This window comes from Marisediminitalea sp., assembly GCF_984433645.1.
On the sequence record NZ_CFIDRX010000023.1, the window covers coordinates 14,404 to 33,499 of the forward strand.

The window sequence follows — 19,096 nt, forward strand, 5'->3', positions numbered from 1 at the left end:
TTTTCGCTATTGCGTTGAATATGCTCTAATATGTCGCCATAATTCGGTAAAACCGATAGTTGTTAAAAATTCACCAATCCTGTGACGGCTGGCACTAAAAATCAGTAAAAAGCGTAGCAGTGACGGGCATAAAAAAGGAAATCTCTGGCATGAGCTGGATTCAAAAAATTCTTCCCAAAACACAAACGTCTACCAAAGGTAATGTACCTGAGGGGATCTGGACCAAATGCACCAGTTGTCAGGCTGTGCTGTACAAGCAAGAGCTGGATAAACTGCTGGAAGTGTGTCCCAAGTGTGACAATCACATGCGCATCAACGCGCGTAAACGTTTGGATGCGTTTTTAGATCAGGGCGACCGCAAAGAGCTAGCTTCAGATTTGGAGCCGCAGGACATCCTGAAGTTTAAAGACTCCAAGCGTTATAAAGACCGCATTACTGCGGCACAAAAATCCACCAACGAAAAAGACGCCCTGATTGTTATGCAGGGCAAATTGAAAGGTATGCCAGTTGTCGTGGCCAGTTTTGAATTTGCGTTCATGGGTGGTTCAATGGCATCGGTTGTTGGTGCGCGCTTTGTTGCTGCAGTGAATGCTGCAATCCAGAACAACTGTCCGCTGATTTGTTTCTCAGCCAGTGGTGGTGCGCGTATGCAGGAGGCGCTTCTGTCGTTAATGCAGATGGCGAAGACATCAGCTGCTTTAGCGAAGCTGAGCGAAAAGGGCCTGCCGTATATCTCAGTGCTGACCGATCCTACCATGGGTGGTGTATCGGCGAGTCTGGCAATGTTAGGCGACATCAATGTTGCCGAGCCTAAAGCGCTTATCGGCTTCGCTGGTCCTCGTGTCATCGAGCAGGCCGTGCGCGAAAAGCTGCCGGAAGGCTTCCAGCGCAGTGAATTCCTGCTTGAAAAAGGCGCCATCGACATGATTGTGGATCGCCGCGATATGCGTGACAAATTACACAGTGTATTAAGCAAACTGCACCGTCCGGACTAGCAGGCAGAGCCGCTATTCAATGACAATTCAACGCTCCCTTTCACAGTGGTTAGCGTACCTGGAGTCTATTCATCCAACAACGATTGATATGGGGTTGGATAGAGTAAAACAGGTCGCTAACGCGCTGCAGATTCACTTTGATTCCCGGGTCATTATTGTTGGTGGTACCAACGGTAAAGGCTCAACCTGTGCACTTATGGAACAAGCGCTGCTGCGCAATGGTCAGTCTGTAGGTGTTTACAGTTCCCCTCATTTACTGGATTACCGTGAACGTGTTCGCGTAAACGGTGACTTACCTGCCGAAGCGGCATTTTGCCGCGCATTTGAACAGGTAGAGGTAGCTCGCGGTGAAACCAGCCTGACGTATTTCGAATTTGGCACGTTGGCAGGCATGCTAATGCTGATGCAGGCAAATCTCGATGTTGTGATCTTAGAAGTTGGCCTGGGCGGGCGCCTGGACGCAACGAATATTGTTGATAATGACATTGCGGTGATCACCAGTATTGGACTTGATCATCAGGATTGGCTGGGTGATACCCGTGAGAAAATTGCCACCGAAAAAGCCGGTATTATCCGCGACGCGGGTAATGTGGTTATTGGTGAGCCCGAGCCGCCCGTCACTTTGGTTGAGGCGGTGAAAGAAAAGCAGGCTAATGCGCTGTGGCAGGGCAAACAGTTCGCGATTGAAGAAGTAGAGCAGGGCTTACTGCTTATGCATCCGGACGGTCGAAAAATCCGTTTGCCAGATACCGTTATTCCGGCAAACAACGTGGCAACGGCATTTGCCAGTCTGCATCACCTTGGATACCACTTCGACGACACTGCTATCGCCGAAGTGGTGGCCAAAACACGTTTGCCCGGACGCAGGCAGCTTATTGCTACCCAGCCAAACACCTACCTTGACGTGGGCCACAACCCTCAGGCAACCGAGTCACTGGCGGCCTGGCTGAGCAAGCAGTCCTTTTCGTCCTTGCACATTGTCATTGCCATGCTCAAGGATAAAGCGTTAGCCCCTTCACTTGCGCCATTCGAAAACTTTCAGCCAAATTGGTATCTGGCTTCTACAGAAGGGCCGCGAGGACTTTCCGCCGAGGTATTAGGCAATGCGGTTCCAGCCGGACAGTCTCAACAGCAATTTGCTCACGTTGTAGACGCATTTCATGCCGCACGAAGCAAGGCGGCTGATGATGCACTAATTTTAGTGGTTGGATCGTTTCATACTGTTGCAGATATTTTAGCGTTACCGCACAATACACTAAAATAACGACAGGGTGAGGCAGTAGTGGCGTCAGCGTTACAAAACAGATTAGTGGGTACCGTGATACTGGTGGCAGTGGCTGTCATCTTTTTGCCTGATATGCTGGATGGCAAGAAAACCAGTAATCAGGACGTATTCGTGAATGTGCCACCTGCCCCTAATCAAAAGCCCATTGTGAACCCTGAACCGTTTCCCGCAGAGCGTGTTGCCTCCGCTACGCAACGCCCCATAGAAATTGTTAACGAGCCCGCACTGGACGACGAACCTGAACCTCAGGTAGCCACACCAGATGAAACCGTCACGGCCGAAGTCAGTTCAGCGGGTAATGATGATCTGGCACGACAAACCGTAGTTGAAGCCCCCGACGAAGCCAGTACTGGCAACAGCTGGGTCATTCAGTTAGGTAGCTTTCGTCATCAGAAAAACGTAAAGCAGTTGCTGGATAAGTTAGAAGATGCAGGTTACCGCGCGTTCAGTAAACCCATTGTCACCAGTTCCGGCCCGTTGACTAAAGTCTTTGTTGGACCGAATCTGGATAAGAGTACACTTGAGACGGCCATTCCTCATCTGCAGGAATTGACCGGTCTGAAGGGCAAAGTCACGACATTTAGCGTAAACAGCTAAGGATATTAAACCCGGTATTCACCGGGTTTATTTTTAGGGCCTGTAGGTCTTTGCTGTACAGCTTTTGGTCTAAATGAAAGCATTTTAATCGCGAAACAGCCCTGAAGGCATAGTTGTTCTACGTCAAAGGGCTGTGACAAAGAGTAAAATGCTTTCATAACGACCCCTTTGGGCTGTTGCAAAAGTGAACAGTGAAGATCTACAGGCCCAAATAAGTGTTTATAAAAACTGAATAAAATCCGGTATAGTAGAGGTTCTACAACCGACATTGTTGCTGAGTAAAATTCCTGCACTGGTAATCATTCTGACTTCTGGTAGAATGCGCGCGAATTCGACGCGGTGTGCTGTGGATTATTACCCCAGGGCAACGCTTACTAGGTAAGATATCGACGATGAATTGGCTGGATTACGCAATAATTGCTGTAATTGCGCTATCAACTGTGATCAGTTTGATGCGTGGCTTTGTCAAAGAAGCTATCTCTTTAGCGGTATGGTTTGCCGCGCTCTTTATCGCCAGCCAGTTTTACGCCGACCTCGCGGTGTACTTCACCAAAATAAACGATGAACTTATTCGCAACGGTGCCGCTATTGCCGTGCTCTTTGTGGTCACTTTGATCCTTGGCGCATTGGTGAATCACGTAATTGGCCAGTTGGTTCAAGCTACCGGCTTGTCGGGAACCGACCGTGCGCTCGGCGCTGTTTTCGGTGGATTACGCGGCATTCTCATCGCAAGTGCGCTATTATTCTTTCTGGATACCTTTACGCCATCCGCATCGTCCACATGGTGGGAAGAGTCGGTATTGGTGCCAGAATTTGCAGTCATTATTGAGTGGTTTTTTAGCTACGTAAAAGACAGCTCCAGTTTTTTAACTCCCGCTTAAATAGGTAACCTGAATGTGTGGTATTGTCGGAATTGTTGGTAAAACACCGGTCGCCCAGTCGTTGTATGACTGTTTAACCGTGCTACAGCATCGTGGCCAGGATGCAGCAGGCATCATGACCATCGATAACGGTGTGTTCAATCTGCGTAAAGACAATGGATTGGTTAGAGACGTGTTTCACACACGTCATATGAAACGTTTGACGGGTAACATGGGTATCGGTCACTGCCGTTATCCCACTGCGGGCTCATCAAGCTCAGCGGAAGCTCAGCCATTTTACGTAAACTCGCCGTTTGGTATTGCGTTTGCACATAACGGTAACCTTACCAATGCCCATACATTGCAGGAAGAAGTGGCACGTAACGCACGTCGTCATGTGAACACCACGTCTGACTCCGAAATCCTGTTGAACATTTTTGCCCACGAGCTGCAAATTAAAACGACAGGTTTGTCGGTATCACCAAAAGACATCTTTGATGTAGTAACCAAAGTTCACCAGAAAATCAGCGGTGCTTATGCGGTTGCGGCTGCCATAATCGGTTTGGGCATGGTCGCGTTTCGTGACCCCCACGGTATTCGTCCGTTAGCGCTGGGCAAGCGAGTGACTGAAATGGGTGACGAATACATGGTGGCTTCTGAAAGTGTTGCTCTGGACGCCGTCGGCTTTAAATTTATTCGCGACGTGGCGCCGGGTGAAGCTGTATTTGTTACCGAGCAGGGCGAACTGTTTACGCAACAATGCGCAGAAAACCCGGTAACATCACCGTGTATCTTTGAGTTTGTTTACTTTGCACGCCCGGACTCGTTTATCGACGGTATTTCGGTATATGCGTCACGTGTAAACATGGGTAAAAAGCTGGGTGAAAAGATTGCTCGTGAATGGGCGGACTTGGATATTGATGTTGTGATCCCAATCCCGGAAACGTCAATGGATATCGCGCTACAAATCGCCAATACCCTTGATTTGCCGTACCGTCAGGGCTTCGTGAAAAACCGTTATATCGGTCGTACATTCATCATGCCTGGGCAGACTATGCGTAAGAAATCGGTGCGTCGCAAACTAAACGCCATTTCTTCTGAATTTAAAGGCAAGAACGTACTGTTGGTCGATGACTCTATTGTGCGTGGTACTACGTCAGGGCAAATTATTGAAATGGCACGTGAGTCTGGTGCCAAGAAAGTTTACTTTGCATCAGCTGCGCCTGAGATTCGCTTCCCGAACGTGTACGGCATCGATATGCCATCGGCCAATGAACTGATTGCATACGGGCGTGAAATCGACCAGATTTCTGACCTGATCCAGGCTGACGGTCTTATCTTCCAGGACATTCAGGACCTAGTTGATGCGGTACAGCACGAGAATCAGCAAATTAAACGCTTTGAGACATCTGTCTTTGACGGAAATTACATTACCGGTGATGTTGACCAGTCTTACCTGGAACGCATTGACGTAGCGCGTAGCGAAAAAGCGCGCCAGGCACCAGTAGTGCAAGCAGAATTGTCGAACCTGGAAATGCATAACATGGATTCGTAATCCAGGATAAATTGCCAGCCCCAAAAAAAGCCGTACTCAGTACGGCTTTTTTAATGCAGTTTGCAAAAATCGTAGATGCGCATCAATGCATATAGATTGGCCCGAGTCCCATACTCCAAAGGATCACGGTGCTCGCCATCAGAATGACCAGCAGAACCAGACCGCAGGTTACCACTGAGCTGGAGTAGATAAAACCTTTCTCTTCCGGGATGTGCATCAGAATTGGCACGCCTGAGTACAACAGATACACTGAATAAGACAAGCCAACTAACCCCACAGCCATGATAAACCAGAGCTCAGGATACAAACCGGCAAAGCCGACCATGAACAGAGGCGTAGCAGTATAAGCTGCCAGTTCAAGCGATTGCGTGTAAGTTGGCGCGGCATCGAATGCATTGGCAAGCTCATGAATTAAAATAGCCAGTAACACTACACCAGCAATCAGACCGAAATACATGGCGATGCTCATGGTCATCGCACTTTGCTGTGTCAGTTTAATAATTTCGCCTGCACCAATACTCCAACCCAGGTGCGCAGCGGAGTAATAGCCAATAATGGCAGGGATCAGGGCAATAACGGCGATGTGACTGAGTGCGTAAAAGTAGCTTTCGTGACGTTGGTCAATGGTTTCCCATTCTTCTTTAGGGTGGGTGTAAATACCCCACAAGTGATTTAGGATCATAATGCCTCCCGGCTGGTTGGTCTGCTGTTACCACTTATTATTTATTATTATGTTAACTGGTTAACATAATTGTTACATTTAGTCTCATCTAAGTACAAATTTAAGTCAATAGTTTTGGTTAAAAAATGATCTGCGTGAATTTCGTGTGTATTTTCGACGTAAATAAGGTGGTACCACAAAGTGTCAGAGCTCCGTATTTCGCTACTTAGAACCACCTCGTTCCTGTGATAAACTTCACGCAGAAAGTGAATGCCGTTCAGAGAGATTCCGTTGCAACAGTTACTAGCCCCCATCCACGCATTTTTAGGCTGTGAAACCCCCGAAGCCTGGGTTATTGAGGCTGCTAAACCTGAAAACCTGTCAACCGTGCTGCTTGATCATCTGGTATGTGAGCTCAAGGCCGCGCAATCCGCTATGTTTTTGATCCGTCGTTATGCGGTAGACAAGGAAAGTGGAGACGCGTTGTTGGCCTGGTTAAAGCCGTTTGAAGATTTTACCTATCGCAAGGTGGGCGACTGGAAAGCGCTGGCGAATCACGAAAAGCTGACTAAATCCATGATACCGAAATCGGGTACGCCTTATGGTCAGGACCTGATCGACAAAATGGTATTGTTGATAAAAGAAGAACTACATCATTTTTATCAGGTACTGGAAATCATGGAAGGTTATGGTATTACCTACGACACCATCAGCTCAAGCCGCTATGCAAGAGGCTTACTTCAACACGTAAAAACTCACGAACCGGCCGCGCTGATCGATAAGCTGATTTGTGGTGCGTTCATTGAAGCGCGTTCCTGCGAACGTTTTGCTGTGCTGGCCCCTCACGTAGATAAACCTCTCGGTGACTTTTATATCTCTTTATTACGCTCAGAAGCGCGTCATTATCAGGATTATCTGACACTGGCTGAAGAGATAGCTGGTAAAGATATATCAGACCGCGTTGCGTTCTTCAGAGGCATTGAATCCGATTTGATATCGTCGCCCGATCAGGATTTTAAATTCCACAGTGGCTGTCCCGTTTGATTTGATGCGCCAGTGTCCTTTCTGTTTGCCCTGAAGCTCAATCGGGGCTTTACGTTATATTGTAAATAACTAATAAATATAAATTTTTTTGAAGTCTTGCTTTAAAATGCAGATAATTCATGGCAACATTTAATTAAGTCTATGACATCCTTGTCATTAGCACGCAAACAAGATAATAATAGCGATAATTAGGATACCTCTTACCCTGTATTATCGATGGAGCGATTAAATGTTTTCAAAAAGCAAGGCGCTTGCCGACAAGCTGCAAAAAGTGTCTGGGGAACTGTCTACCTTTAAACAGATCTTCGATAGTGTTAGCAGTGAAATGCTGCATGTGTCGATGAATCCGAAAGGTGAGTTAACCGACGCAAACGAGTTGTTCACGAGTGAAACCGGATTACCAGAACACACGCTTAAAGGTATTCCGTTCGTTGACTTAGTCCCGCCGAAAGCGCGAAATACCGAGCACTTTAAGCAGTTACAACGAGCAATCACAGAGCAATTGCACTGGTCTGGCGCGGTTGAAATAGACAACGGTACTGCTGAACATCTTTGGTTGAGGGTGATTATGCAGCCCATTCGTGACCCCAACGGCAATGTTTTCTCCATCGATTTATTTGCCAGCAACCTCACGCGTACCATCAACTCTTCCCGTTTAAATGAAAACATGATCAAAGCCATTAAACGCTCCACGGCTGTGATTGAGTTCACAATCGACGGTATTGTGCTGGACGCGAATGAGAATTTCTGTAAAACCATGGGCTATTCGTTGGATGAAGTCAGAGGGAAGCACCATCGCATGTTCTGTACCCGTGAAGAGGCGGAGAGCGCACAGTATGCAGACTTCTGGAAACGACTCAAGAGCGGTGAGTTCTTTGTTTCGCGCTATAAGCGCCTCGACAAACAAGGCCGCGAAATTTGGCTGGAAGGTTCGTACAACCCTATTTTTAATGCATACGGAGAACTGACCCGTTGTGTGAAATTTGCCAGCGATATAACCGAACAGGTAATGCAGGAACGTCGTGTTGCGGAAGCGGCAGATATGGCATATGAAACTTCTCGTCAAACCGGAGACAGCTCAACACGTGGACACGCGTTAATGCAGTCAACAGGCGATATGATGTCGGCGCTGGTAGACAAAATGTCGCAAGCATCTGAAAGTATTGATGCCTTGAACAAGCAGTCTCAGGAAATCAGTAAAATTATTCAGGCTATTGGCGGCATTGCTGATCAAACAAACTTACTGGCATTGAACGCTGCCATTGAAGCTGCCCGGGCCGGAGATCAGGGACGAGGATTTGCCGTTGTTGCTGATGAAGTTCGCGAGCTTGCATTCAGAACAACCAAATCGACAGATGAAATTGTTAACGTGGTAGCTGAAAACAGTCAGTTGGCTGAAGCGGCGGTTGACTCCATTAATGCCAGCAGAAAGAGCGCAATGGAAGCATTACAACAACTGAAAGACACACAGGCGGTTATACAGGAAATTCAGGATGGGGCAGAGCTGGTAGTAGGCGCAGTGTCGCAGCTGACTCAACACTAATCGCGTCCTTTTACGCCCATCTTTGCAAAGACGGCGCGCTGACCAGGTAATGGTCAGTGCGCTGTTTCGTTACTGGCCATCACTTTTTGTTGCGCCTGTATCAGGTCGTTTAAGACAGCGTCCACCTTTTCCATATCAACCTGCATGGACTTGTCGATAGCGAGAAAAACCGGTACGTCCAGCGACGAGATCACAAACGAATCGATAGCTTGTTCATGCCGGGTTAGCATATTTCCTACTACACGGTTCGTAACAAACCCATCGATCCGCCCCAGTTTCAGCATGTCTACCAAACTCTCATTGGAGTCCAGGTAGACAAGATCCTTGGGTTCAATATTGTATTCGGCAATAAACTTCTCAGAAATCCTGATCCCACGCATACCGCCAATACGCAAGCTGGTCCAGTTGTGCAGTTGCTTTTCCGGGATACCTGAACGGTAAAACAAGGCATATTGTGTTGTGTGAAGCGGTATCTTTGAAAATTGCAAATACTCGCTGCGATCTTCAATATTTGCCAATGAGAAATAACACTGAAATGGCTCGGTATGAATAGAGCGTTTAAGTCGCCCCCAGGGGATATCAATAAATTCGATATCCCAATTCATTGCTTTTGACAACGCCCGCAGTAATCCAATGTCGCGGCCAGTTGGCGGTTCGTCCTCGGTAAATACAGTATATGGCGGATAGTGCGTAGTTACGCAATCCACTTGCTGATTTGCGAATAAACTCGCAGAAAAGAGTGTACTTACAATGAGTACAATTTGAAGTCGAAACAAAGTAACCCTGGCACTGGTTAAGAATACTATTTAGCCTTTTCATTGTAGTGCTTAGCGGGTCATTTTTCGAATAGTCATTAGTTTAATTTAGGAGTGTCTTTACGGCGTGATGCGAGCCAACAACTCATCCCCTGATGAATTAAGATGACCTTATCCCCGGCATTGAACGTCTCACTGGACTCAAGTGGTTTCACTTTCACTCGTTTTTCATGTTTTTGATGATCCAATACAATGGCGTCCGCCATTGTATTATTCGCTTCCGCGGCAGTTATGATTTGTGCTACCGCACCAGACAATTCGTGCTGTTCCGTAGAGGTTAGTGTTGAATTGGTCTGTGCGGCCAGAGCTTTACGCATAACAAATTGAAGTCGAAAGAATAGCGCGCTCACTATGGTAATACTCAACGCGCCGCTCACAGCGAATATCCAGAACTCCGAGACCATAACGTCGGCATAGCGACGGAATCCGAACTGATAAACCAGTCCCTGTAGACTAAAAAGAAACAAAAAGAGCAATAGCCAGCCGCTACCTGAAACTGAATACCAGTAAGATGTTAAATGTTCCGGAGGAGGGTGTTTTGAAGACAGCAGGCCAAACTGGTGTTGATCAAATAAACCAAATAGATCGGTTTTACACAATAACCCTACGCACTCGAAGAGCATGACCACGAAGAGGATGATCAGAATAGATCCATACAAAAAGTTCTCTGGAGAGAGCAACCAAACCGCCATTATCACCTTCCTTGATGCACGGTGTTAGTGATGTGCTGCTATAACGCAGCGTGTTACCTACATTTTTATAACACATATTTTGCATCTCGCCAGCGGCGAAAGGTTGGCAATAGGTATGTTTTTACAGACGGTGGTATAAACCGTCTGTAATACCCCAATTTATCTCAATGGTGGTGACCACTGCCAATCGCCTCGCCATCGGTATTGTAGTAGCCGGAAGCGCCTTTCTCGATAAAGCCCTGATGCACCATTTTCGTCAAGAACGGATCGGTGTGATCGTCACCAATATCAGCAAAATCTGTTGTCTGATAGGTAAAACGTTTGGCGAAGAACGCGTCAATAGGTGCCGGGTCAAAACTGAGTTTGGTGAGTGTCCATTCCACGGTCTGTGACGGTGAGAGTACCTTAAATGAACGGGCTATATGTAACTCCGGGAGCCAAATCAGGGTCCAGGTAGCGTCGCCTTTCGTTAATGTATATGTCTGGCTTCGCTCACAACCTTCGCCGACCGTTTTACCTGGCTCCATACTGGCAAGCAGGCTGTCACTGAACAGTTGATTGCGATAGCTCCAGCTGGTTTCCGTTTTGCCGTGCACCGACTCGCCAGGTTGATATTCAATCGCGCGGTTATGCGCATCAAAGTAGCGCGTGGGTTTTATCAGGCGTTGCTGCACATGTTCCCAGGTTTCGGTGATCCGGGTTTGCGGATACTCATGGGCAACCACGTTAGGTTGTCTCCATAAGTTGAGTAATTTGGTCTTGTCACTGTTGGCCGAGTGAGTATGGATTTTATATTCTGCCTGAAGTGTGGCGGACTGGCTTTCACAAGTATTGGCAATTGCCGCGTTGGTAGTCAGGCCAAGGGTAGTCATTAAAACAAGTGCTTTGTACATCATTTGTCTCTAATTTACTTATGGGATGCGTCGTTAACTACGCAAAAAGGGTCGCCGCTAAGCGACAACCCTTGTTTGTTACTTAGCGCTGGATTATTCCATGGCCTGCTCAGCTTGGTTGATGATGTCACCCGCGTAATCCATAACATGGAAAATCACGCTTTGTTCATTGGTGCCATTCACTAACCAGGCGCCAGGGCCTTTGGCATAAATACCAACATCTTCACCGGCGTGGGTTTCGGAACCCAGAGGTACCAGGGCTTCCTGGTGGTAACCCGAGGCGGTGGTGTCAACATCAGTCAGGTCCTGACGGCCAGTACTTTCTGCAAGGGCATACGTAGCGTCTGCATCAGTTTCGTCGCCTAAGTTGCGGAAGCCTAAACCATTGGTGTAACCCAGGGTAGTGTAGGGTAGGTCGTCAGCCGCAGTCGCTGGCTCGTCTGAACCCACGTTAACGACTTTACCCAGAATTGGATTACCGCGCTTCGGATAACCCGCAATGGTAAATACGTGGCTGTGGTCAGCGGTTACAATGATGAGCGTATCGTCATCGCTGGTCATTGCGTCAGCGGCTGCTACTGCATTGGCAAACTCAATTGTGTCAGTCAGGGCATTGTATGCACTGCCTGCGTGGTGACCGTGGTCGATACGACCAGACTCTACAACAAGGAAGAAGCCATCGTTGTTGTTGTCCAGCACCTGAATGGCTTTTTCGGTCATTTCTGACAGTGATGGTTCACCCGCCACATCGTTTGCGCGATCCGCTTCGTACTGCATATGTGACTCGTTGAACAAACCAAACACTTTGCTGGTGGTTTCCGTGTCGATAGCGTCAAAACCAGCCTGGTCGAATACGTAGGTACCCGAAGTATACATGGCTGCCCATTCTGCTGTCAGATCACGACCATCAGTGCGGTCACCTTCAACGGCACTTACTGCATCCGGGCTGTTGAAACTGGCATCTTTAGGCAGGAAGTGACGACGACCGCCACCCATTACGACTTCAATACCGTCCACGTCCAGACCGTCATAACGGGCTTCCAGATTCGCCTCGAAGTTAACTAACTGGTCGGCGATATCTTTGCAGCCTGCTTCTACCGCTTCAGCCGGCATATCTGAGATATCTTCCCAGTTGCGGTCAGCAGATTTGGCATAAGTGGCAGCCGGGGTTGCGTGGGTAATACGGGCAGTAGCGATGACACCGGTAGATTTACCCGCGATTTCCGCCAGTTCCAGTGCAGTAACCAATTCATTACCCGCAACGGTTGAACAGTCGCCACGCACGATGTCTTCATCAACACCAATGACACCCACGTCGGTTTTAAGGCCCGACATCATCGCTGTCATGGTACCGGCTGAATCTGGTGTTTGTGCATCAACGTTATAGGTTTTAGATAAACCGGCAAACGGGAACTGGTCGAAGCTCAGCTTGTTCTCTTCACCGTCCAGGCCTTTCATCTGACCATCAAGGATACGAGCGGCCGTCACAGTTGAAATACCCATGCCGTCACCGATGAACAAGATGATGTTCTTTGCTTGTCCGCGCAGTGACGTGACTGTGCGTTCCAGGTCAGCCTTGCTGGTAACCACCACATTGTTGCTGTTCAGGCTGTTGGTCGACAGCGCGCCGGTTGCTTCCAGCCATACGGTTTTATTGGCTTCTACTTCCGCAGCGGCTTCAACAAACCAGTCATTGTTTAACGAGGTCAGCAATTCTGAAGAGTCTACTGAAGAGGCCGGTGGAACACAGACGTAACTGGTTGAACTGATTTCAGATGAAGACAGGGCACCATCACCATCGCTGTCTAATCCAGAGTCGATTTGAACACCGCTGTTAGGGCAGTTGGCGTCGCCGACAGCCAGTTGGGTTTGCACTACCAGGCTGGATACACCGTCAGCGCCATCTACGCCATTTGCTCCATCCTGACCATCGTCACCGTCTAATGAACATGCGCTTAAACCGATTACGGCAGCGGCAACAACACTTAGTTTAAATAAATTCATGGTTATAACTCCGCTTATTCTTCTACCAGATCCAAAGCCTGATTAATCAGGTGGAATACCACGTTTTGCTCTACAACACCTTGTACCAACTGACTGCCAGGGCCGGTTGCATGCAAAGAGATGTCTTCACCCGCGTGGGTTTCAGAGCCCAGTGGAATTAATGCTTCCTGGTGATAACCTGAAGCGGTGGTATCAATGTTGGTGAGGTCAACCCGGCCAGTATTCGCATCGTAGGCATAAACCGCATCGGCGTCTGTTTCGGTACCAAGATTCTGATGACCTAAACCGTTGGTGTAGCCTAATGTGGTGTACGGCATATCGTCAGCGGCAGTAGCTGGCTCGTTTGAACCGACGTTGACCACTTTACCCAGAATCGGGTTACCGCGTTTTGGATAACCTGCAATGGTAAATACGTGGCTGTGGTCAGCGGTGACCAAAATCAGGGTTTCTTCCGGGTTGGTGTTTTCATAAGCGGCTTTAACCGCAGCTTCGAAGGCCAGTGTATCGGTAAGGGCGTTATACGCGCTGCCAGCGTGGTGACCATGGTCAATACGACCAGACTCAACCATCAGGAAGAAGCCTTTGTCGTTGTTATCCAGAATATTGATGGCTTTTTCGGTCATCTCGGCAACGGAAGGCTCACCCGCAATGTCATTGGTGCGGTCAGCTTCGTATTGCATGTGTGATTCGTTAAACAAACCAAACACGCGTTCTGTGGTTTCAGTATCAATCGCGTCAAAACCCGCCTGATCGATAACGTATACCCCGTTTTCGTACATTTGCTGCCATTCACTGGTCAGGTCACGGTCATCTGTACGGTCGCCTTCAACACTGCTCACTGCATCAGCACTGTTGAATGCTTCGTCTTTCGGCAGGAAGTGACGGCGTCCGCCACCCATAACGACTTCGATACCGTCAACGTCGATACCTGAAAAACGCGCTTCAAGGTTGCTTTCAAAGTTTACCAACTGGTCGGCAATATCAGTACAGCCAGCAGTAATAGCGTCTTCTGGCATATCCGAAACGTCTTCCCAGTTACGGTCAGCGGATTTGGCGTAAGTCGCAGCAGGCGTTGCGTGCGTAATACGGGCAGTTGAAATTACACCGGTAGACAAGCCTTTAATTTCAGCCAGCTCTAATGCGGTAACGACTTCGTTACCAGCAACAGTGGCGCAGTTGCCACGTTCGATGTCTTCATCAACACCAATGACACCCACGTCGGTTTTAAGGCCAGACATCATGGCCGTCATGGTACCCGCTGAATCGGGTGTTTGCGCATCAACGTTGTAGGTTTTCACCAGCGCAGAGTGAGGAAACTCTTCAAACGTCAGGTAGCCTTCTTCACCCAACTCGCCAGCATTCTGGCCTTTCAGAATTCGCGCTGCAGTTAGGGTTGAAACGCCCATGCCGTCGCCTACAAATAAGATAACGTTTTTTGCTTTGAACTTGTTGTTTACTTCGAGCTTCTGTTCGATTTTCGATTGCGCGTCAGTAAACCACGCACTTTCTGCCTGGTGTGAGGGCAGAACATCAGCATGTAGCCCTGAAGATACAGCCATTGCAACAGCACTGGCAGTGAGTTTCCAGTTCAGTTTCATTGTGATATTCCCAATAGTGACTTTTAATTTTTTATGTTTTGCAGCTTAGTTGCTGCTTAAACGAGATACATCGGAAATGCACAGGTAGATGTGATTGCAAATCAGTACCTTGGTCTGGCATCCGAATGCAAGTAGCCTAGTGGGGTTTTATGAATGTTAATTTATAACATTGTGAAGTTTTGCTTGCAGAAATCTTACTGAAGCTTGTCAGATTTATGACAGAGGGCGTTAATTGAACTGGCGTTTTTCCAGGCTCACGTCGACGGCACTGACGCGTAATACGCTGCCCTGGGTGTACCAGTCGCCCAGCACAATGCGGTGCGCAGGTTTATTGTTAACGGTAAGCGAATGGATATTGGGGCGATGGGTGTGACCATGAATCAGTCTGGCAACATTGTGTTTCTGCATCACCTTTTCAACTTCTTCAGGTGTGACATCCATGATCTCAGCCGTGAGCTTTTGCTGATTTTTCTGACTGGTTTTTCTGCCACGTTCGGCCAGTTTACGTCGTAACCAAAGGGGCAGGGAGCCCACTAGTCGTGGCCACCACCATCCACGGGCTTTCTTGCGAAACTTCTGGTATTCCACATCCAGTGTACACAACTCGTCACCGTGCATGATCAACGTTGGTTCGCCGTATAAGTCGATTACATGTTGTTCGGGCAACAGTGTCATACCCGCCTTGTTCGCCCAGCCCTGACGAATGGCGAAATCGCGATTGCCGTGGATAAAATACACAGGGATAGACTGGGACAGCGTGTTGAATGCCGCGGCGATTTGCTCTGACAGCGGGGTAACATCGTCATCGCCTAACCAAAATTCAAACAAGTCACCCAACACATAAAGTGCCTCTGCCTGAACGGCATCACTGGCGAGAAACTCCAGTAAACACCGGGTTATGTCCTCGCGTTCTGCACTTAAGTGGATGTCAGCAATGAAGTAGGTAAATGGCATGCAAAATCAGTCTGTTGGCATTAAAAAGGGAGCCATTGGACTCCCTTACACTATTCAATGGGCGAGCATCTTATTCGCTGACGACCGCATTTTCAATGACTACTGCTTCAACCGGCACATCCTGGTGATAACCATAGTTGCCAGTTTTCACATTTTTGATTTTTTCTACTACGTCCATACCAGCGGTCACTTTACCAAATACGCAGTAACCCCAACCGTTCATAGACTCGCTGCTGAAGTTAAGGAAATCATTGTCCTTCACGTTAATGAAGAACTGCGCGGTAGCTGAGTGCGGATCGTTAGTACGGGCCATGGCAATGGTGCCTGCAGCATTCGCAACGCCGTTGTTGGCTTCGTTTTCAATAGGATCCTTGGTGGTTTTCTGTTCCATATCCGGCGTCATACCGCCGCCCTGAATCATAAAACCGTCGATTACGCGGTGGAAAATGGTACCGTCGTAGAAGCCGTCTTTTACGTAAGATAAGAAGTTTTCAACGGTTTTAGGTGCTTTGTCGGCAAATAATTCCAGGGTAATGTCGCCGTGATTTGTTTTTAACGTCACCATAGTAGTTAACCTTATTGTTGTGTCGCTGAATCAGTGTTTGCAATAGTAGCCCAATTGACGCGAGGCTAAAAGACCTTATCCACGCCCGCCCCGTTAAAGCGTAGCAACTGCCTCACGACAGTGCTAAACTTCGGCACCAATTTCAGGATATTGAGGAATCTACCGTTATGTTGCAGCTGTTTAACACCAAAACCCGTCAGAAAGAGCGCTTCCAGCCGCTGGTTGAAGGGAAGGTGGGATTATATGTGTGCGGCATAACTGTGTACGACCTGTCTCACATGGGCCACGCCCGAACGTATTTGAGCTTTGATGTGTTGGTGCGCTACCTGCGCCACTTAAACTTCGATGTGAAATACGTTCGTAACATTACCGACGTGGACGATAAAATTATTGCGCGTGCCAATGCCAATAATGAATCGGCTGAAGCACTGACTGAACGCACGATTGGGATGATGCACGAGGATTTTGCGGCGCTGAATTTACTTGAGCCCGATGTAGAGCCTCGCGTTACCGGTCATATGAGCGAAATTATCGACGTTATTCAACGCCTGATCGATAAAGGCTTCGCTTATCAGGCGGACAGCGGCGATGTGTTGTTCGATGTCAGTAAATACAATGACTATGGCAAGTTAAGCCGCCAGAACCTTGAGCAGTTGCAGGCCGGTGCCCGTGTGGAAGTCGCGCAGGGCAAAGACGATCCGCTGGACTTTGTGCTGTGGAAAACCGCAAAGCCAGGGGAGCCAAGCTGGACATCTCCCTGGGGTGAAGGACGGCCGGGCTGGCATATCGAATGTAGCGCAATGAACCATAAACACCTGGGTGAGCATTTTGATATCCACGGCGGTGGTTCAGATTTGATTTTCCCTCACCATGAAAACGAAGTGGCACAAAGCTGCTGTGCGTTCGATACGCCGTATGTAAATACCTGGATGCACACGGGCATGGTGCAGGTAAACGACGAGAAAATGTCCAAGTCGCTGGGCAACTTCTTTACGCTGCGGGACGTACTGGCTGAACACGATGCAGAGATTTTGCGTTTCTTCCTGATGTCGGCTCACTATCGCAGTCAGTTGAGTTACTCGCAGGACAACATCGACCAGGCCAAGTCGGCATTGGAGCGTTTGTACACGGCATTGCGCGGTGTCGATGTGAACAGTGTGACTGACTTAAGTTACGGCGGTTACCTGGCGCGATTCGAAGCGGCGATGAACGATGATCTGAATGTTCCGGAAGCCTATTCGGTGTTATTCGACCTTGCTCGCGACCTGAACAAGCAAAAAGACAACGCCGAAGAAGCCGGCAAGTTGGCGGCTGTTTTGAAGGGGATCGGCGGTATTCTTGGATTTTTACAGCGTGACCCTGAGGCGTTTTTACAATCAGGTGGCGATGATGACGCGGCTGAAATTGAAGCGCTGATCAAAGCCCGAAATGATGCTCGCGCTGCCAAAGATTGGGGCGCTGCCGATGCGGCTCGCGACAAACTTACGGCCATGGGTATTGTGTTGGAAGATGGTGCTCAGGGCACCACCTGGCGTCGTCAGTAAACTTTATTTTTGTTCTTTATTAAACGCCTGCAAAGTAACTTGCAGGCGTTTTTTTATGCCCGTTTCAGCCCTTAATCACTCGCCTGAATAGTTCATAATCGGTATTAAGTCGTATTTGTGTTCTTTTTGTTAACGGTATATAAAGACTGCCTGTTCTAAGGAGTCCTATGTTCCGCGTTATCACTTTTGTGCTGTTTTTGTGTTACCTGATGGTGGTCGGGCTGCTCGCCTATACCCAGGTGACAGAGGCTGTGAAGGAAAGTGCTGAACAGGATATTCAGGATGTGGCGAGCCGTCTCGACATTGAGCTCGACAAGTACCGCACGCTCCCCAGAGTGTTGGTTCTGCACCCGGCAATCAGTGACTTGCTAACAACCCAAAGTCAGGAGAACATTCAACGGGGTAACTTACTGCTGCAATCCTACAATGCCTCGCTAAACAGTGATGCCGTGTACCTGTTGTCGCAACAAGGCGTAACGCTGGCGTCGAGCAACTGGGATGAAACCGACAGTTTTGTTGGCAACGACTACGGTTTTCGCCCCTATTTTCAGCAGGCGATCAGCGGACAGGAAGGTAGCTACTTCGCCCTTGGCACGGTTTCAGGTAAACGGGGCTATTATTTTTCGTTTCCGGTTCACCAACAAACAAAAATCATTGGCGCGCTGGTGGTAAAGGTCGCGCTGTCGGTCATTGAAGATTATAACGCCAGCGCCGACTCCGAGCTTATGGTTACCGACGACCACGGCGCCGTGTTTTACAGCTCTCACGCCCCCTGGAATTACAGTTCGCTGGTAACATTACCTGCAGCAGTGAAAGCCGAAATTATTCGTCAGAAACAGTACGGCACTGGGCCAATCCCCCGATTGACGCCAAAAGATTCGCTGGATGACGTATTGCAACAGGATACGCTGACTCTGCAATATAACATGCAGCAACGCACTTATTTGATAGCCGATAAAACCATGTCACAGGTGGGCTGGCACCTCATCGCACTTACCCCGGTGAATCAGGTGTATGTGCTGATGGGATGGATCCTGATTGGTGCCACCGTACTGTTTGTACTGGTAGCCTTGCTGAGTATGTCATGGCGTCGAAACATTATTGCGCAGCGCCAGTTAGCGGCGGTTAACGAACAATTAGAACATCGCGTTGAACAGCGCACCGCACAGCTTCAGCAAACCAATAACACGCTGGTCGAAACCATAGAGAAGCAACGTAAGACCGAGCAGCGATTAAAAGAAACCCAAAACGAGCTTATTCAGGCAGGCAAGCTGGCGTTACTTGGTGAAATGTCAGCCAGTATCAATCATGAACTCAATCAGCCGCTCACGGCACTTCGAACTTATAGTGAGACGCTGCGCCTGATGATCAACAAGGGCAAAACCGAAGCCTTTGGTGAAACCACTGACGAAATCATTAAACTGATTCAAAAAATGGCGACCATTGTGGCCCAGTACAAGCTGTTTGCACGTAAGTCTGCAGGTAAAACCG

Annotated in this window: 17 protein-coding genes; 9 read left to right on the forward strand and 8 right to left on the reverse strand. The window is 48.4% G+C overall.

The features are described 5' to 3' along the window. The first annotated feature begins 149 nt into the window (after positions 1-149). The 5 genes from accD (at position 150) to purF (ending at position 5,292) form a co-directional block, all read left to right on the forward strand. Positions 150-995: an acetyl-CoA carboxylase, carboxyltransferase subunit beta gene (accD, locus tag AC4MRN_RS05105; RefSeq protein ID WP_491202673.1), complete on the forward strand. Its 846-nt coding sequence runs from the start codon at positions 150-152 to the stop codon at positions 993-995. A gap of 19 nt (positions 996-1,014) precedes the next feature. Then, positions 1,015-2,259 carry a bifunctional tetrahydrofolate synthase/dihydrofolate synthase gene (folC, locus tag AC4MRN_RS05110; RefSeq protein ID WP_491202674.1) on the forward strand — a complete coding sequence of 415 codons (1,245 nt, stop codon included), beginning with the start codon at positions 1,015-1,017 and terminating at the stop codon, positions 2,257-2,259. 18 nt (positions 2,260-2,277) lie between these two features. After that, entirely contained in the window at positions 2,278-2,877 is a 600-nt protein-coding gene (locus AC4MRN_RS05115) for an SPOR domain-containing protein (protein ID WP_073322184.1), read from the forward strand. Positions 2,878-3,269: 392 nt separating this feature from the next. Then, positions 3,270-3,758, forward strand: a complete 489-nt coding sequence (locus AC4MRN_RS05120) for a CvpA family protein (RefSeq protein ID WP_073322178.1) — start codon at positions 3,270-3,272, stop codon at positions 3,756-3,758. Positions 3,759-3,771: 13 nt separating this feature from the next. Beyond that, positions 3,772-5,292: an amidophosphoribosyltransferase gene (gene purF, locus AC4MRN_RS05125; protein ID WP_491202675.1), complete on the forward strand. Its 1,521-nt coding sequence runs from the start codon at positions 3,772-3,774 to the stop codon at positions 5,290-5,292. An 82-nt stretch (positions 5,293-5,374) separates the two neighbouring features. Here the strand turns inward: purF and AC4MRN_RS05130 are convergent, their stop codons facing one another. Continuing rightward, on the reverse strand, positions 5,375-5,974 hold the full coding sequence (locus AC4MRN_RS05130; RefSeq protein ID WP_073322172.1) for a Yip1 family protein: 600 nt from the start codon (positions 5,972-5,974) through the stop codon (positions 5,375-5,377). Positions 5,975-6,223: 249 nt separating this feature from the next. Between AC4MRN_RS05130 and miaE the strand changes: the two genes are divergently transcribed. Beyond that, on the forward strand, positions 6,224-6,997 hold the full coding sequence (gene miaE / locus AC4MRN_RS05135; protein ID WP_491202676.1) for a tRNA isopentenyl-2-thiomethyl-A-37 hydroxylase MiaE: 774 nt from the start codon (positions 6,224-6,226) through the stop codon (positions 6,995-6,997). 229 nt (positions 6,998-7,226) lie between these two features. Next, positions 7,227-8,540: a methyl-accepting chemotaxis protein gene (locus AC4MRN_RS05140; protein ID WP_073322169.1), complete on the forward strand. Its 1,314-nt coding sequence runs from the start codon at positions 7,227-7,229 to the stop codon at positions 8,538-8,540. A gap of 53 nt (positions 8,541-8,593) precedes the next feature. Here AC4MRN_RS05140 and AC4MRN_RS05145 read toward each other — a convergent pair whose 3' ends face one another. The 7 genes from AC4MRN_RS05145 to AC4MRN_RS05175 form a co-directional block, all read right to left on the reverse strand. Then, complete coding sequence (locus AC4MRN_RS05145; RefSeq protein WP_491202677.1) at positions 8,594-9,316, reverse strand: substrate-binding periplasmic protein; 723 nt, start codon at positions 9,314-9,316, stop codon at positions 8,594-8,596. Between the two features lie 77 nt (positions 9,317-9,393). Further along, complete coding sequence (locus AC4MRN_RS05150; protein WP_491202678.1) at positions 9,394-10,047, reverse strand: OB-fold-containig protein; 654 nt, start codon at positions 10,045-10,047, stop codon at positions 9,394-9,396. 164 nt (positions 10,048-10,211) lie between these two features. After that, positions 10,212-10,919 (reverse strand): hypothetical protein, encoded by a 708-nt coding sequence (locus AC4MRN_RS05155; RefSeq protein WP_491202679.1) that lies wholly within the window; start codon positions 10,917-10,919, stop codon positions 10,212-10,214. A gap of 114 nt (positions 10,920-11,033) precedes the next feature. Beyond that, positions 11,034-12,944 carry an alkaline phosphatase gene (locus AC4MRN_RS05160; RefSeq protein ID WP_073322157.1) on the reverse strand — a complete coding sequence of 637 codons (1,911 nt, stop codon included), beginning with the start codon at positions 12,942-12,944 and terminating at the stop codon, positions 11,034-11,036. Between the two features lie 14 nt (positions 12,945-12,958). Then, positions 12,959-14,542 (reverse strand): alkaline phosphatase, encoded by a 1,584-nt coding sequence (locus tag AC4MRN_RS05165; protein WP_491202680.1) that lies wholly within the window; start codon positions 14,540-14,542, stop codon positions 12,959-12,961. Between the two features lie 228 nt (positions 14,543-14,770). Next, positions 14,771-15,496 (reverse strand): UDP-2,3-diacylglucosamine diphosphatase, encoded by a 726-nt coding sequence (gene lpxH / locus AC4MRN_RS05170; protein ID WP_073322151.1) that lies wholly within the window; start codon positions 15,494-15,496, stop codon positions 14,771-14,773. Positions 15,497-15,566: 70 nt separating this feature from the next. Beyond that, positions 15,567-16,061 (reverse strand): peptidylprolyl isomerase, encoded by a 495-nt coding sequence (locus tag AC4MRN_RS05175; RefSeq protein ID WP_073322148.1) that lies wholly within the window; start codon positions 16,059-16,061, stop codon positions 15,567-15,569. Between the two features lie 167 nt (positions 16,062-16,228). On the opposite strand from AC4MRN_RS05175, the gene cysS reads away from it, so the two are divergent. Together cysS and AC4MRN_RS05185 are read left to right on the forward strand one after the other, a co-directional pair. Continuing rightward, complete coding sequence (gene cysS, locus AC4MRN_RS05180; RefSeq protein ID WP_491202681.1) at positions 16,229-17,605, forward strand: cysteine--tRNA ligase; 1,377 nt, start codon at positions 16,229-16,231, stop codon at positions 17,603-17,605. A 167-nt stretch (positions 17,606-17,772) separates the two neighbouring features. After that, the coding region (locus AC4MRN_RS05185; protein ID WP_491202682.1) for a sensor histidine kinase at positions 17,773-19,096 on the forward strand (1,324 nt) is incomplete at its 3' end.

Bases quoted from the DNA above. Each gene is read 5' to 3' on its own strand.
- AC4MRN_RS05175 (WP_073322148.1), bottom strand. From the start codon at position 16,061: ATGGTGACGTTAAAAACAAATCACGGCGACATTACCCTGGAATTATTT.
- cysS (WP_491202681.1), top strand. From the start codon at position 16,229: ATGTTGCAGCTGTTTAACACCAAAACCCGTCAGAAAGAGCGCTTCCAG.
- AC4MRN_RS05160 (WP_073322157.1), bottom strand. From the start codon at position 12,944: ATGAATTTATTTAAACTAAGTGTTGTTGCCGCTGCCGTAATCGGTTTA.
- purF (WP_491202675.1), top strand. From the start codon at position 3,772: ATGTGTGGTATTGTCGGAATTGTTGGTAAAACACCGGTCGCCCAGTCG.
- lpxH (WP_073322151.1), bottom strand. From the start codon at position 15,496: ATGCCATTTACCTACTTCATTGCTGACATCCACTTAAGTGCAGAACGC.
- AC4MRN_RS05155 (WP_491202679.1), bottom strand. From the start codon at position 10,919: ATGACTACCCTTGGCCTGACTACCAACGCGGCAATTGCCAATACTTGT.
- accD (WP_491202673.1), top strand. From the start codon at position 150: ATGAGCTGGATTCAAAAAATTCTTCCCAAAACACAAACGTCTACCAAA.
- AC4MRN_RS05120 (WP_073322178.1), top strand. From the start codon at position 3,270: ATGAATTGGCTGGATTACGCAATAATTGCTGTAATTGCGCTATCAACT.
- AC4MRN_RS05140 (WP_073322169.1), top strand. From the start codon at position 7,227: ATGTTTTCAAAAAGCAAGGCGCTTGCCGACAAGCTGCAAAAAGTGTCT.
- folC (WP_491202674.1), top strand. From the start codon at position 1,015: ATGACAATTCAACGCTCCCTTTCACAGTGGTTAGCGTACCTGGAGTCT.
- AC4MRN_RS05165 (WP_491202680.1), bottom strand. From the start codon at position 14,542: ATGAAACTGAACTGGAAACTCACTGCCAGTGCTGTTGCAATGGCTGTA.
- miaE (WP_491202676.1), top strand. From the start codon at position 6,224: ATGCCGTTCAGAGAGATTCCGTTGCAACAGTTACTAGCCCCCATCCAC.
- AC4MRN_RS05150 (WP_491202678.1), bottom strand. From the start codon at position 10,047: ATGGCGGTTTGGTTGCTCTCTCCAGAGAACTTTTTGTATGGATCTATT.
- AC4MRN_RS05130 (WP_073322172.1), bottom strand. From the start codon at position 5,974: ATGATCCTAAATCACTTGTGGGGTATTTACACCCACCCTAAAGAAGAA.